The organism is Streptomyces sp. NPDC002779 (assembly GCF_042888685.1).
GTDB lineage: Bacteria > Actinomycetota > Actinomycetes > Streptomycetales > Streptomycetaceae > Streptomyces.
Genome location: NZ_JBIAQC010000001.1, coordinates 29,588 through 43,472, shown reverse-complemented (window position 1 = coordinate 43,472; position 13,885 = coordinate 29,588). Strand labels below are relative to the sequence as shown.

10 protein-coding genes are annotated in these 13,885 nt (G+C 70.7%); 8 read left to right on the top strand and 2 right to left on the bottom strand.

Features of this window, described 5'->3' with window-relative positions:
* Window positions 1–15: 15 nt before the first annotated feature.
* Entirely contained in the window at window positions 16–735 is a 720-nt protein-coding gene (locus ACFYW5_RS00175) for a hypothetical protein (RefSeq protein WP_389414688.1), read from the top strand.
* A 50-nt stretch (window positions 736–785) separates the two neighbouring features.
* Here ACFYW5_RS00175 and ACFYW5_RS00170 read toward each other — a convergent pair whose 3' ends face one another.
* Entirely contained in the window at window positions 786–2,828 is a 2,043-nt protein-coding gene (locus ACFYW5_RS00170; RefSeq protein ID WP_389414687.1) for a TIM-barrel domain-containing protein, read from the bottom strand.
* A 66-nt stretch (window positions 2,829–2,894) separates the two neighbouring features.
* On the bottom strand, window positions 2,895–3,902 hold the full coding sequence (locus tag ACFYW5_RS00165) for a LacI family DNA-binding transcriptional regulator (RefSeq protein ID WP_389414686.1): 1,008 nt from the start codon (window positions 3,900–3,902) through the stop codon (window positions 2,895–2,897).
* 275 nt (window positions 3,903–4,177) lie between these two features.
* On the opposite strand from ACFYW5_RS00165, the gene ACFYW5_RS00160 reads away from it, so the two are divergent.
* From ACFYW5_RS00160 to ACFYW5_RS00130, 7 genes are all read left to right on the top strand, one after another.
* On the top strand, window positions 4,178–6,109 hold the full coding sequence (locus ACFYW5_RS00160; protein WP_389414685.1) for an acyl-CoA dehydrogenase family protein: 1,932 nt from the start codon (window positions 4,178–4,180) through the stop codon (window positions 6,107–6,109).
* 85 nt (window positions 6,110–6,194) lie between these two features.
* Window positions 6,195–7,451 carry a 1-deoxy-D-xylulose-5-phosphate reductoisomerase gene (gene dxr, locus ACFYW5_RS00155; RefSeq protein ID WP_389414684.1) on the top strand — a complete coding sequence of 419 codons (1,257 nt, stop codon included), beginning with the start codon at window positions 6,195–6,197 and terminating at the stop codon, window positions 7,449–7,451.
* A gap of 8 nt (window positions 7,452–7,459) precedes the next feature.
* Window positions 7,460–8,752 (top strand): M50 family metallopeptidase, encoded by a 1,293-nt coding sequence (locus ACFYW5_RS00150; protein WP_389415602.1) that lies wholly within the window; start codon window positions 7,460–7,462, stop codon window positions 8,750–8,752.
* A gap of 169 nt (window positions 8,753–8,921) precedes the next feature.
* Entirely contained in the window at window positions 8,922–10,079 is a 1,158-nt protein-coding gene (gene ispG / locus ACFYW5_RS00145) for a flavodoxin-dependent (E)-4-hydroxy-3-methylbut-2-enyl-diphosphate synthase (RefSeq protein WP_250074464.1), read from the top strand.
* A gap of 132 nt (window positions 10,080–10,211) precedes the next feature.
* On the top strand, window positions 10,212–11,060 hold the full coding sequence (locus ACFYW5_RS00140; RefSeq protein ID WP_389414683.1) for a GNAT family N-acetyltransferase: 849 nt from the start codon (window positions 10,212–10,214) through the stop codon (window positions 11,058–11,060).
* A gap of 19 nt (window positions 11,061–11,079) precedes the next feature.
* On the top strand, window positions 11,080–11,610 hold the full coding sequence (locus ACFYW5_RS00135) for a GNAT family N-acetyltransferase (protein ID WP_389414682.1): 531 nt from the start codon (window positions 11,080–11,082) through the stop codon (window positions 11,608–11,610).
* 81 nt (window positions 11,611–11,691) lie between these two features.
* Window positions 11,692–13,395: a proline--tRNA ligase gene (locus ACFYW5_RS00130; RefSeq protein WP_389414681.1), complete on the top strand. Its 1,704-nt coding sequence runs from the start codon at window positions 11,692–11,694 to the stop codon at window positions 13,393–13,395.
* Window positions 13,396–13,885: the final 490 nt, after the last annotated feature.

Below are 13,885 nucleotides of genomic sequence, written 5' to 3'. Positions count from 1 at the left end.
CATGGAAGGGACACCATGGCATCAACCCGCACGCTCCGCCGTGTCACCCGGGCCCTCGTCGCCCCGGCGCTCGCCCTCGGCGCCACCGTCGGCCTCGCCTCCGCACCCGCCCACGCCGCCGTCTGGAACTCCTGCGACCAGTGGGGCAACACCACCCTGAACGGCTACACGCTCTACAACAACATCTGGGGCTCCGGCGCCGGCAGCCAGTGCGTCTGGGCCAACTCCGGTACCAACTGGGGCGTCTGGGCCAACCACCCCAACACCGGCGGCATCAAGTCGTACCCGAACGCGAAGAAGGTGGTCAACAAGCCGATTTCCTCGATCGCGTCGCTGACCAGCAGCTACAACGTCACGGTCCCCGCGTCCGGCGCCTACAACACGTCGTACGACATCTGGGACACCGACTACGACTACGAGATCATGCTGTGGGTCAACCACCACGGCCCGGTCGGCCCGCTCGGCAGCTCCCAGGGCTCGGTCACGCTCGGCGGCCACACCTGGAACGTCTACAAGGGCAACAACGGCGCCAACGAGGTCTTCTCGTTCCTGCGCACCTCGGACTCCAACGCCGGCACCGTGAACATCAAGCCGATCCTCACCTGGATCGCGGGCACCAAGGGCTGGATGTCCGCCAACGAGACGATCGGGGACGTCCAGTTCGGCTACGAGATCACCTCGTCCTCCGGCGGCCTGGACTTCGTCACCAACAACCTGACCATCAGCAGCAGTTGACGGTCTGAGCGTGCGGCCGGTCCCGCGGATAGCGGGACCGGCCGCATCCGTCATTCCGCGATCGGCAGCTCGGCCCCGTCCCGCAGGAACAGCGGGATGCGGTCCAGCGGGGCGTCGACCGTCACGGCTGCGCCGCCCTGGTACGTCTGACCCGTCCACGCGTCCGTCCAGACCGCGCCCGCCGGCAGATGCACCGTCCGGGCGGTGGCCCCCGCCGTCAGCACCGGCGCCACCAGCAGGTCCCGGCCGAAGAGATAGGCGTCGTCCACCGACCAGGCGGCCGGGTCCCGCGGAAACTCCAGGAACAGCGGCCGCATCACGGGCAGCCCTTCCTCGTGCGCCTCGCGCATGACCTTCAGCACGTACGGCTTCAGCCGCTCGCGCAGCCGCAGATACCGCTCCAGGATCGCGCCGGCCTCCTCGCCGTACGACCAGACCTCGTTGGGACCGCCCGTCATGTCCGGGCCCAGCGGCATACCCGGGTCGCGGAAGCCGTGCAGCCGCATCAGCGGGGACAGCGCGCCGAACTGGAACCAGCGGACCATGACCTCCCGGTACGCCGGGTCCTGCGGGTCGCCGCCGTGGAAGCCGCCGATGTCGGTGTTCCACCAGGGGATACCGGCCAGCGCGGTGTTGAGACCGGCCGCGATCTGGCGGCGCAGGGTCGGGAAGTCGGTGCCGATGTCACCGGACCACAGGGCGGCGCCGTAGCGCTGACTGCCCGCCCAGGCCGAGCGGTTGAGGGTGATGATGTCGGACTCGCCCTCGGCGCTGAGCCCCTCGTGGAAGGTGCGGGAGTTTTCCGCCGGGTAGAGGTTGCCGACCTCCAGGCCGGGCCCCGCCCAGTACCGCAGGTTCTCCTGGAAGCCCGGCTTCAGCTCCGGCTCGCAGGCGTCCAGCCAGAAGGCCGTGATGCCGTACGGGCGCAGGTAGTTGTCGCGGATCCGCGACCACACGAACTCCCGGGCCTCCGGATTGGTGGCGTCGTAGAAGGAGACCTGGACGGTCGAGGCGACCTCCTTGTCCGGCCAGTCGGCGTGCGCCATCGGGCCGTACTGGGTGCCGATGAACCAGCCGCGCTGCTCCATCACCGGGTGGTTCTCCGACAGCGGGGACACCGACGGCCAGACGCTCACCACCAACGTGACGCCCAGCTCCTCGAGTTCGCGGACCATCGCCGCGGGGTCCGGCCACTCCGCGGGGTCGAACTTCCACTCGCCGAGGTGCGTCCAGTGGAAGAAGTCGCAGACGATCGCGTCCAGGGGCAGGCCCCGCCGCTTGTACTCCCGTGCCACGGCGAGGAGTTCGTCCTGGGTGCGGTAGCGCAGCTTGCACTGCCAGAACCCGGCCGCCCACTCGGGCAGCATCGGCGTCCGGCCGGTCACCGCGCTGTAGCGGCGCTGGGCGTCGGCCGGGTCGCCCGCGGTGATCCAGTAGTCGATCTGCCGGGCCGAGTCCGCGACCCAGCGGGTGCCGTTGTGGGCCAGCTCCACCCGGCCGATCGCCGGGTTGTTCCACAGCAGGGTGTAGCCGCGGCTGGAGGTGAGCACCGGGATGCCGACCTCGGCATTGCGCTGCACCAGGTCCAGGACCAGGCCCTTCTGGTCGAGCCGGCCGTGCTGGTGCTGGCCGAGGCCGTAGAGCTTCTCGTCGTCGTAGGCGGCGAAGCGCTGCTCCAGACGGTGGTGGCCGTTGCCCACGGCCGTGTACAGCCGCGGACCCGGCCACCAGAAGTGGGCGCGCTCCTCGGCGAGCAGTTCGGCGCCGTCGCCGGTGCGCAGGAAGCGGACCATGCCCTCGGCGTCGACCTCCACGGTGAGCGCCCCGACCGTCAGCCGCCCCCGCCCGCCCTCGATCTTCACCGTGGACGGCGTCGCGGGAGCCTCGTCCAGCAGCGCGCCCGGCAGACCGGCCAGCACCGGCCCGCCCAGCCGGGCCCGCACCCGCACCGCGTCCGGACCCCACGGCTCGACGCGTACGGTCTCCTGACGGCCGCTCCACTCCAGCGCGCCGTCCCGCTCGCGGAACGTGCCGACGGTGGGGGAGGACTGCGCCAGGCTGATCTTCGCTTGGCTTTCGGCAGGCTGATTCACGAGGCGTACTCCTGAACGATGACAGGGGGAAGCCGCCCCCGCAGGGGCCGCACGGGGACGTACAGGTCAGGAAGCGGCCGGACCCGAGCTCGCCCGGACCGTCAACTCGGGGGCGATGAGCACGACCTCGTCCTCGCCCCGCCCGTCCAGCTTGGCCACCAGATGCTCCACGGCCTGCCGGCCCATCTCCTGCGCGGGAATGGACACCGACGTCAGCCGCACCGAGGCCTGGACGGCGACCTGGTCGGGGCAGATCGCGACCACCGACACGTCCTCCGGCACGGCCCGGCCCTGCTGGCGCAGCAGCGCGAGCAGCGGCTCCACCGCCGACTCGTTCTGCACGACGAAGCCCGTGGTGCCCGGACGCTCGTCGAAGACGCGGGCCAGGGTCACGGCCATCGCGTCGTAACCGCCCTCGCACGGCCGGTGCAGCAGCCGGGCGCCCAACTCCTGGGCGCGCGAGCGCAGTCCGTCGAGGGTGCGCTCGGCGAACCCGGTGTGCCGTTCATAGACCGCGGGCGCCTCGCCGATGACAGCGATGTCGCGGTGCCCGAACTTCGCCAGATGCTCCACGCACAGCGCGCCGGTCGCCCGGAAGTCCAGATCGACGCAGGTCAGCCCGGAGGTGTCGGCGGGCAGTCCGATCAGCACGGACGGCTGGTCGGTGTCGCGGAGCAACGGCAGCCGCTCGTCGTCGAGTTCGACGTCCATCAGGATCATCGCGTCGGCGAGGCCGCTGCCGGTGACCCGGCGCACCGCGTCCGGGCCCTCCTCGCCGGTGAGCAGCAGGACGTCGTAGCCGTGCGTGCGCGCGGTGGTGGCCACCGCGATGGCGATTTCCATCATCACCGGCACATACATGTCGGTGCGCAGGGGGATCATCAGCGCGATGATGTTCGACCGGCTGCTGGCCAGCGCCCGGGCGCCCGCGTTCGGGTGGTAGCCGAGCTCGCGGATGCTCTGCTCGACCCGGTGCCGGGTGGTCGCGGAGATGGACCGCTTGCCGCTGAGGACATAGCTCACCGTGCTCGCCGAGACTCCGGCGTGCTGGGCGACCTCGGCGAGGGTGACCATCCAGCTCTCCAAGCTTTGTGAAGCGCTTCGACAGTGCGCACGGTGAATACGGGCGGGTGAGGGTGGTTCGACAGTAGCTCCACCGGGGGTGGGTGTCCATAGGCTGTCGAAGCGCTTCGACAGCGATTTTGCCCGGGAGCGATTCTCGGCTGAACGGCCGCACACAGGGTGGCCACCTCGCCCCGCATCGGGTACATACGATCGGGTAGCACCCGTCAGTAACTCTCGGTCCGGAAGATCCGGAAAAGATACCTATGCGCGGCGAGGTGAGCGTCATGTCCGCTCCAACGACCAAGCCCACAGTCACCGAACGTGAGGCCCGCCAGGTGGCGGAGGCGGCCCGTGAGCAGGACTGGCGCAAGCCCAGCTTCGCCAAGGAACTGTTCCTCGGCCGCTTCCGCCTCGACCTCATCCACCCCCACCCCATGCCGACCGACGAGGCCGCCCAGCGCGGCGAGGAGTTCCTCGCCAAGCTCCGCGACTTCGTCGAGACCAAGGTCGACGGCGCCCTCATCGAGCGCGAGTCCCGCATCCCCGACGAGGTCGTGGGCGGCCTCAAGGAGATCGGCGCCTTCGGCATGAAGATCGACACCAAGTACGGCGGCCTCGGCCTCACCCAGGTCTACTACAACAAGGCCCTCGCCCTGGCCGGCTCCGCCTCGCCCGCGATCGGCGTGCTGCTCTCGGCCCACCAGTCGATCGGCGTGCCCCAGCCGCTGAAACTGTTCGGCACGGACGAGCAGAAGGAACGGTTCCTGCCGCGCTGCGCCCGCACCGACATCTCGGCGTTCCTGCTCACCGAGCCGGATGTCGGCTCCGACCCGGCCCGGCTCGCCGCCTCCGCCGTACCGGACGGGGACGACTACGTCCTCGACGGAGTGAAGCTGTGGACCACCAACGGAGTGGTCGCCGACCTGCTCGTCGTCATGGCCCGGGTGCCGAAGTCCGACGGGCACAAGGGCGGCATCACGGCCTTCGTCGTGGAGACCAACTCACCCGGCATCACCGTCGAGCACCGCAACGCCTTCATGGGCCTGCGCGGCATCGAGAACGGCGTCACCCGCTTCCACCAGGTCCGGGTCCCCGCCGCCAACCGCATCGGCCCCGAGGGCGCCGGCCTCAAGATCGCGCTGACCACCCTCAACACCGGGCGGCTGTCGCTGCCCGCGTCCTGCGTGGCCGCCGGCAAGTGGTGCCTGAAGATCGCGCGGGAGTGGTCGGCGGCCCGCGAGCAGTGGGGCAAGCCGATCGCCCGGCACGAAGCGGTCGGCGCCAAGATCTCCTTCATCGCGGCCACCACCTTCGCCCTGGAGGCCGTGCTCGACCTGGCCTCGCAGATGGCCGACGAGGACCGCAACGACATCCGCATCGAAGGCGCCCTGGCCAAGCTGTACGCCTCCGAGATGGGCTGGCTGATGGCCGACGAGCTCGTCCAGATCCGCGGCGGACGCGGCTTCGAGACGGCCGAGTCGCTCCGGGCCCGCGGCGAGCGGGCGGTCCCCGCCGAGCAGGTCCTGCGCGATCTGCGCATCAACCGCATCTTCGAGGGCTCGACGGAGATCATGCATCTGCTCATCGCCCGCGAGGCCGTCGACGCCCACCTCTCGGTCGCCGGTGACCTCATCGACCCCGACAAGTCCCTCCAGGACAAGGCCAAGGCGGGCGCGAACGCGGGCGTCTTCTACGCCAAGTGGCTCCCGAAACTGGTCGCCGGGCAGGGACAGCTCCCCTACTCGTACGGCGAGTTCAAGCGCGAGGTGGACCTCTCCGCCCACCTGCGGTACATCGAACGCACCTCCCGCAAGCTGGCCCGCTCCACCTTCTACGCCATGTCCCGCTGGCAGGGCCGGATGGAGTCCAAGCAGGGCTTCCTCGCCCGGATCGTCGACATCGGTGCGGAACTGTTCGCGATGAGCGCGGTCTGCGTACGCGCCGAGCACCTGCGCTCCCGCGGCGAGAACGGCCGGGAGGCCTACCAGCTCGCCGACGCCTTCTGCCGCCAGTCCCGCATCCGCACCGAGGAGCTCTTCGGCCGGCTGTGGAGCAACACCGACGACGTCGACCGCAAGGTCGTCAAGGGCGTCATGTCCGGTACCTACGCATGGCTGGAGCAGGGCATCGTCGACCCCTCGGGCGACGGCCCCTGGATCGCCGACGCCCTCCCGGGCCCGAGCGAACGGGAGAACGTCCACCGCCCGATCCGCTGACCGGCCGTCGACCGGGCGTTCCCCTCCGCCCCCGTGAGGGGGACGCCCTGTCCTCCCACGCCGTGCTTGCGGCAACAATGGAGGGATGAGCGACTCTCCAGCCCCCCTCGCCGACCCGCACCTGGTGTACGACCCCGTCGCGGGAGACGGCCCGAAGGACGTGGTGATCCTCGGCTCCACCGGGTCGATCGGCACTCAGGCCATCGACCTGGTGCTGCGCCACCCCGACCGCTTCCGGGTCACCGCGCTCTCCGCCAACGGCGGCCGCGTCGCCCTCCTCGCCGAGCAGGCCCACCGGCTGAAGGCCCGCACGGTCGCCGTCGCCCGCGAGGACGCCGTACCGGAGCTGCGCGAGGCCCTCCGCGCGCGGTACGGCGCCGGCGAGCCGCTGCCCGAGATCCTCGCCGGACCGGAGGCCGCCACCGAGGCCGCCGCCTCCGACTGCCACACCGTCCTGAACGGCATCACCGGCTCGATCGGCCTGGCCCCGACCCTCGCCGCCCTGGAAGCGGGCCGCACCCTCGCGCTCGCCAACAAGGAGTCGCTCATCGTCGGCGGCCCGCTGGTCAAGGCGCTCGCCAAGCCGGGCCAGATCATCCCGGTCGACTCCGAGCACGCGGCGCTGTTCCAGGCGCTGGCCTCCGGCACGCGCGCGGACGTACGCAAGCTCGTCGTCACCGCGTCCGGCGGCCCCTTCCGCGGCCGCACGAAGCAGGAACTGGCGAGCGTCACCGTCGAGGACGCCCTCGCCCATCCCACCTGGGCCATGGGCCCGGTGATCACGATCAACTCCGCGACCCTCGTCAACAAGGGCCTGGAAGTCATCGAGGCACACCTTCTCTACGACATTCCCTTCGACCGCATTGAGGTCGTCGTGCACCCCCAGTCGTATGTTCACTCGATGGTCGAGTTCACCGACGGATCCACGATCGCCCAGGCGACGCCCCCCGACATGCGCGGGCCGATCGCCATCGGTCTGGGCTGGCCCGAGCGCGTCCCCGGCGCGGCGCCCGCCTTCGACTGGAGCAGGGCCTCGACGTGGGAGTTCTTCCCGCTCGACAACGACGCGTTCCCGTCGGTGAACCTCGCCCGGCACGTCGGTGAGCTCGCGGGCACGGCCCCGGCGGTGTTCAATGCCGCCAACGAGGAGTGCGTGGAGGCCTTCCGGGCCGGCGCGCTGCCGTTCAACGGCATCATGGAGACCGTGACCCGGGTGGTCCAGGAGCACGGCACCCCCGTGACGGGAACCTCACTCACCGTCGCGGACGTCCTCGAAGCGGAGGCCTGGGCGCGCACCCGGGCCAGGGAACTGGCGGCACAGACGGCGGAGGCCCGTGCATGACGACCTTGATGTTCATCCTCGGCATAGTGGTCTTCGCCGTCGGGCTGCTCTTCTCGATCGCGTGGCACGAGCTGGGGCACCTGTCCACCGCCAAGCTCTTCGGCATCCGCGTGCCCCAGTACATGGTCGGCTTCGGCCCGACCCTGTGGTCGCGGAAGAAGGGCGAGACGGAGTACGGCATCAAGGCCATCCCGTTCGGCGGCTACATCCGCATGATCGGCATGTTCCCGCCCGGCCCCGACGGCCGGCTGGAGGCCCGCTCCACCTCGCCCTGGCGCGGCATGATCGAGGACGCCCGCGAGGCCGCGTTCGAGGAGCTCAGGCCGGGTGACGAGACCCGCCTCTTCTACACGCGCAAGCCGTGGAAGCGGGTCATCGTGATGTTCGCGGGCCCCTTCATGAACCTGGTGCTCGCCGTCGGCCTGTTCCTCACCGTGCTGATGGGCTTCGGCATCTCCCAGCAGACCACCACCGTCAGTTCGGTCTCGCAGTGCGTCATCGCCCAGAGCGAGAACCGCGACACCTGCGAGAAGTCCGACCCGGCCGCACCGGCCGCCGCCGCGGGCCTGAAGGCCGGCGACAAGATCGTCGCCTTCGACGGGGTGCGCACCGACGACTGGAACAAGCTCTCCGACCTGATCCGCGCCAACCCCGGCAAGCAGGTGCCGATCGTCGTCGACCGGGACGGCCAGGAGGTCACCCTCACCGCGAAGATAGCCACCAACCAGGTCGCCAAGAAGGACGCCGGCGGCCAGATCGTCCAGGGCGAGTACGTCACCGCCGGCTTCCTCGGCTTCAGCGCCGCCACCGGCATCGTCAAACAGGACTTCGGTGACTCCGTGACCTGGATGGGCGACCGGGTCGGCGACGCCGTCGACTCCCTCGCCGCCCTGCCCAGCAAGATCCCTGCCCTGTGGGACGCCGCCTTCGGCGACGGCGAGCGCGAGTCCGACTCGCCCATGGGCGTGGTCGGCGCCGCCCGGGTGGGCGGCGAGATCTTCACCCTCGACATCCCCGCCTCCCAGCAGCTGGCCATGGCGGTCATGCTGGTGGCCGGCTTCAACCTCTCCCTGTTCCTGTTCAACATGCTCCCGCTGCTGCCGCTCGACGGCGGCCATATCGCGGGCGCGATGTGGGAGTCGCTGCGCCGGAACGTCGCGAAGGTGCTGCGCCGCCCGGACCCGGGCCCGTTCGACGTGGCGAAGCTGATGCCGGTGGCCTACGTGGTGGCCGGAATCTTCGTCTGCTTCACACTCCTGGTGCTGATCGCCGACGTGGTCAACCCGGTGAGAATCTCCTAGCCATACGGCGTTGGCGGCGGCCCGGGCTCCTGTGTCCCGGGCCGCCTTCCATCGAGTGGGTTTACGGGCCGTGATGTGCTGTCGCCATTGCCCGTGCCGTAATCTCGAAGCCTGGAGCCCGCTGCTGACGGGACCGGACCTTGATCCACGACTTGGGGTTGCACAGCAGATGACTGCGATTTCTCTCGGCATGCCGTCCGTTCCGACCAGGGTTGCCGAGCGCCGGAAGAGCCGGCAGATCCAGGTGGGCACGGTCGCGGTGGGCGGCGACGCCCCGGTCTCCGTCCAGTCGATGACGACGACCCGGACGTCCGACATCGGCGCGACCCTCCAGCAGATCGCCGAGCTGACGGCGTCCGGCTGCCAGATCGTGCGGGTCGCCTGCCCCACGCAGGACGACGCGGACGCCCTCGCCACCATCGCCCGCAAGTCGCAGATCCCGGTGATCGCGGACATCCACTTCCAGCCCAAGTACGTCTTCGCGGCCATCGAGGCCGGCTGCGCCGCGGTCCGGGTGAACCCCGGCAACATCAAGCAGTTCGACGACAAGGTCAAGGAGATCGCCAAGGCGGCGAAGGACCACGGCACCCCGATCCGCATCGGCGTGAACGCGGGCTCGCTGGACCGGCGGCTGCTGCAGAAGTACGGCAAGGCGACGCCCGAGGCGCTCGTCGAGTCGGCCCTCTGGGAGGCCTCGCTCTTCGAGGAGCACGACTTCCGCGACATCAAGATCTCGGTGAAGCACAACGACCCGGTCGTCATGATCGAGGCGTACAAGCAGCTCGCCGCCCAGTGCGACTACCCGCTGCACCTCGGTGTGACGGAGGCGGGCCCCGCCTTCCAGGGCACGATCAAGTCGGCGGTCGCCTTCGGCGCGCTGCTCTCCCAGGGCATCGGCGACACGATCCGCGTCTCCCTCTCGGCGCCCCCCGCCGAGGAGGTCAAGGTCGGCATCCAGATCCTGGAGTCCCTGAACCTCAAGCAGCGCGGCCTGGAGATCGTCTCCTGCCCGTCCTGCGGCCGTGCCCAGGTGGACGTCTACAAGCTGGCGGAGGAAGTCACCGCGGGCCTGACCGGCATGGAGGTCCCCCTCCGCGTCGCGGTCATGGGCTGCGTCGTGAACGGCCCCGGCGAGGCCCGCGAGGCCGACCTCGGTGTCGCCTCCGGCAACGGCAAGGGCCAGATCTTCGTCAAGGGCGAGGTCATCAAGACGGTGCCGGAGTCCAAGATCGTGGAGACCCTGATCGAGGAGGCCATGAAGCTGGCCGAGCAGATGCAGGACGCGGGCATCGAGTCGGGCGAGCCGTCGGTCTCGGTAGCGGGCTGACCCCCCGGGGAAGGGCTGAGCGGCACCCCCGGCGAGCAGCACCTCGACCGGTCTCACTCCGGCAGGGCGGCACTCCACATCCCCGCCAGGTACAGTGCGGAGATCAGCTGTCTTTAGTGTGAGGCCCCGCAGTTGCTGACCCAGACCACCTCCCGGGTCCTCGAACCGAGCGACCTGGACGCAGCGCTCGCCGTCCTGGACCGCGATCCCGTGACGAACGCCTTCGTCACGTCCCGGGTCCAGGTCGCCGGCCTGGACCCCTGGCGCCTCGGCGGCGAGATGTGGGGCTGGTACGAGGACGGCATGCTGACGTCCCTGTGCTACGCGGGCGCCAACCTCGTCCCCATCTGCGCCACCCCCCGAGCCGTCCGCGCCTTCGCCGACCGGGCCCGCCGGGCGGGCCGCCGCTGCTCCTCGATCGTGGGCCCGGCCGAACCCACCGCCCAGCTCTGGCGCCTGCTGGAACCGAACTGGGGCCCGGCCCGGGACGTCCGCGCCCGGCAGCCCCTCATGGTCACCGACCGCATGCCGCGGACCATCGCCCCCGACCCGCGCGTCCGCCGGATCCGCAAGGACGAGATGGACACGATCATGCCGGCGTGCGTGGCGATGTTCACCGAGGAGGTCGGCGTCTCCCCGATGGCCGGCGACGGCGGCCTGCTGTACCAGGCCCGGGTGGCCGAACTGGTCGGCTCCGGCCGCTCGTTCGCCCGCCTCGACGAATACGGCCGGGTCGTCTTCAAGGCGGAGATCGGCGCCGCGACCGACCGCGCCTGCCAGATCCAGGGCGTCTGGGTGGCCCCCGAATACCGGGGCCAGGGCCTGGCGGCCCCCGCCATGGCGGCCGTACTGCGCTACGCCCTCGCGGACGTGGCCCCGGTGGTGAGCCTCTACGTCAACGACTTCAACACCGCGGCGAGAAGGACGTACCGACGGGTCGGCTTCGAAGAGGTCGGCGCCTTCATGAGCGTCCTCTTTTAGCTCCCTGTACCCTCCCCGCATGGACGTCGTCATCGGCCCCCTGGATCTGCCGGCCCACGTGGACGAGGCCCTGGCCGTCCAAGCCGTCGCCTTCGGGCTCGGCCCGGACGAGGTGGTCGTACGCCGTCAGATCGTCCTGCGTCACATGGCCTATCCCGGCGCCCGCGCCCTCGGAGCCACCGCGGACGGCCGGCTCGTCGGATTCGTCTACGGCATGCCGAACGACCGCACCCACTGGTGGTCCACGGTCGTGGAGCCGTACCTCCGCGGCCGGGGCAACGACCACTGGCTCGACGACTCCTTCGTCATCACCGAGCTGCACGTCCACCCGGCGTACCAGAACCGCGGACTGGGCCGCGCCCTGATCACCGCCCTCACCGACGACGCCGCCGAACCCCGCTCGATCCTCTCCGCGATCGACACCGACAGCCCGGCCCGCGGCCTCTACCACTCCCTCGGCTACCAGGACCTCGCCCGGCAGGTCCTCTTCCCCAGCGCCCCGAGGCCGTACGCCGTGATGGGGGCCGCGCTGCCGCTGCGCAGGCGATAGGGGCCCCAACCGATTTCCACCGCCCCGTACCGCCCGGCTAACCTCCTGCCATAACCCTCACGCAGCAGGAGTACACGAACCATGGCGAACGTACCGGTCCAGCGCATGTCCCAGTTGATGGCGAAGACGCTGCGCGACGACCCGGCGGACGCCGAGGTCCTCAGCCACAAGCTGCTCGTCCGGGCCGGCTACGTCCGCCGCACGGCGGCCGGCATCTGGTCCTGGCTGCCGCTCGGCAAGCGGGTGCTCGCCAATGTGGAGCGGATCGTCCGTGAGGAGATGGACGCGATCGGTGCCCAGGAGGTGCTGCTGCCGGCCCTGCTGCCGCGTGAGCCGTACGACGCGACGGGCCGCTGGGACGAGTACGGCCAGGAGCTGTTCCGCCTCAAGGACCGCAAGGGCGGCGACTACCTGCTCGGCCCGACCCACGAGGAGATCTTCACCCTGCTGGTGAAGGACCAGGCGTCCTCCTATAAGGACCTGCCGGTCATCCTCTACCAGATCCAGCACAAGTACCGCGACGAGGCCCGCCCCCGGGCGGGCATCCTGCGCGGCCGTGAGTTCCTGATGAAGGACTCCTACTCCTTCGACCTCGACGACGAGGGCCTGGCCCGGTCCTACGCCCTGCACCGCCAGGCCTACCAGCGCGTCTTCGAGCGGCTCGGCCTGGACTACCGCATCTGCGCCGCCACCGCGGGCGCGATGGGCGGCTCCAAGTCCGAGGAGTTCCTCGCCCCGGCCGAGGCCGGCGAGGACACCTTCGCCGACTGCCCGAACTGCGACTTCGCGGCCAACACCGAGGCGATCACCTACGCGCTGCAGCCGGTGGACGCGGACGGCGTGGCCGCGCTGGAGGAGATCCCGACCCCGGACACCCCCACCATCGAGACCCTCGCCGCCCACCTCGGCGTCCCGGCCTCCGCGACCCTGAAGAACCTCCTGGTGAAGGTCGACGGCGAGATCGTGGCCGTCGGTGTCCCCGGTGACCGTGAGGTCGACCTGGACAAGGTCGAGGCGCACTTCGCCCCGGCGACGGTCGAGATGGTCACCGAGGAGGACTTCGCGGGCCGCCCCGACCTGGTGCGCGGTTACGTCGGTCCGCAGGGCCTGGGCGAGAAGGTCAGGTACCTCGCCGACCCGCGCGTGGCCCCCGGTACCTCCTGGATCACGGGCGCCAACAAGGAGGGCACGCACGCGAAGAACGTCGTCGCGGGACGGGACTTCGAGGTCGCCGAGTACGTCGACGTCGTGGTCGTCCAGGAGGGCGACCCGTGTCCGAACTGCGGCACCGGCCTCAAGCTGGACCGCGCCATCGAGATCGGCCACATCTTCCAGCTCGGCCGCAAGTACGCCGACGCCCTCAAGCTCGACGTCCTCGGCCAGCAGGGCAAGCCGGTCCGCGTCACCATGGGCTCCTACGGCATCGGCGTCTCCCGCGCGGTCGCGGCGCTCGCCGAGCAGACCGCCGACGACAAGGGCCTGTGCTGGCCCGCCGAGGTCGCCCCGGCCGACGTCCATGTGGTCGCCGCCGGCAAGGCCCTGCAGACCGAACTCGCCCTCGACGTCTCCGAGAAGCTGGCGGCGAAGGGCCTGCGGGTCCTGTGCGACGACCGCGCCGGGGTGTCCCCGGGCGTGAAGTTCACCGACTCCGAGCTGATCGGCGTCCCCAAGATCCTGGTGGCCGGACGTCGCGCGGCCGAGGGCGTACTCGAACTCAAGGACCGCCGCACCGGCGAACGCGAGGAACTGACCATCGAGGAAGCCCTCACCCACCTGACGGCGTAACCCCTCCGGGGGAGGGCGGCCAAGAGCCGGCCCGCGCAGTCCCCCAGCCCCGAGAGAAAGCCCGCGGCCCGTTCATGGGCGGCGGGCTTTTCCGGCGTGAGAGCAGGCGGGGGAGCAGCCGCCCGAGAGGCCATCCCAGGCCCCGTGGGGATGCGGGTGCCTGTGGTCGTGGGGGCGAGGGTTTCCGGCGTCAGAGCCGGCGGTGGCGCAGACGGCCGGGGAGGCCTCGCGCGCCCGGTCGCTTAGGCCGTCCGGGTCCGGGAGGAGGAGGCCCGCGGTCCGGTCATGGCGGCGGTTTTCCGGTGTGAGATGGCGGGGGAGCAGACGGCCGAGGAGGGCATCGTGCGCCCGGCCACGGGCCCTCCAGACCCGCGGGGAGGCGGGGGGCCTGTGGTCGTGGGGGCGCGGGTCTCCGGAGTCAGAGCCGGCGGTGGCGCAGTCGGTCGAGGAGGCCGTCGCGCGCCCTGCAGACCCCCGCGGGGATGCGCGC

What these genes read in the sequence shown, in the direction of transcription:
- dxr (WP_389414684.1), top strand. Translation starts at nt 6,195, where the DNA reads ATGAGCGACTCTCCAGCCCCCCTCGCCGACCCGCACCTGGTGTACGAC.
- ACFYW5_RS00175 (WP_389414688.1), top strand. Translation starts at nt 16, where the DNA reads ATGGCATCAACCCGCACGCTCCGCCGTGTCACCCGGGCCCTCGTCGCC.
- ispG (WP_250074464.1), top strand. Translation starts at nt 8,922, where the DNA reads ATGACTGCGATTTCTCTCGGCATGCCGTCCGTTCCGACCAGGGTTGCC.
- ACFYW5_RS00150 (WP_389415602.1), top strand. Translation starts at nt 7,460, where the DNA reads ATGTTCATCCTCGGCATAGTGGTCTTCGCCGTCGGGCTGCTCTTCTCG.
- ACFYW5_RS00135 (WP_389414682.1), top strand. Translation starts at nt 11,080, where the DNA reads ATGGACGTCGTCATCGGCCCCCTGGATCTGCCGGCCCACGTGGACGAG.
- ACFYW5_RS00130 (WP_389414681.1), top strand. Translation starts at nt 11,692, where the DNA reads ATGGCGAACGTACCGGTCCAGCGCATGTCCCAGTTGATGGCGAAGACG.
- ACFYW5_RS00160 (WP_389414685.1), top strand. Translation starts at nt 4,178, where the DNA reads ATGTCCGCTCCAACGACCAAGCCCACAGTCACCGAACGTGAGGCCCGC.
- ACFYW5_RS00165 (WP_389414686.1), bottom strand. Translation starts at nt 3,902, where the DNA reads ATGGTCACCCTCGCCGAGGTCGCCCAGCACGCCGGAGTCTCGGCGAGC.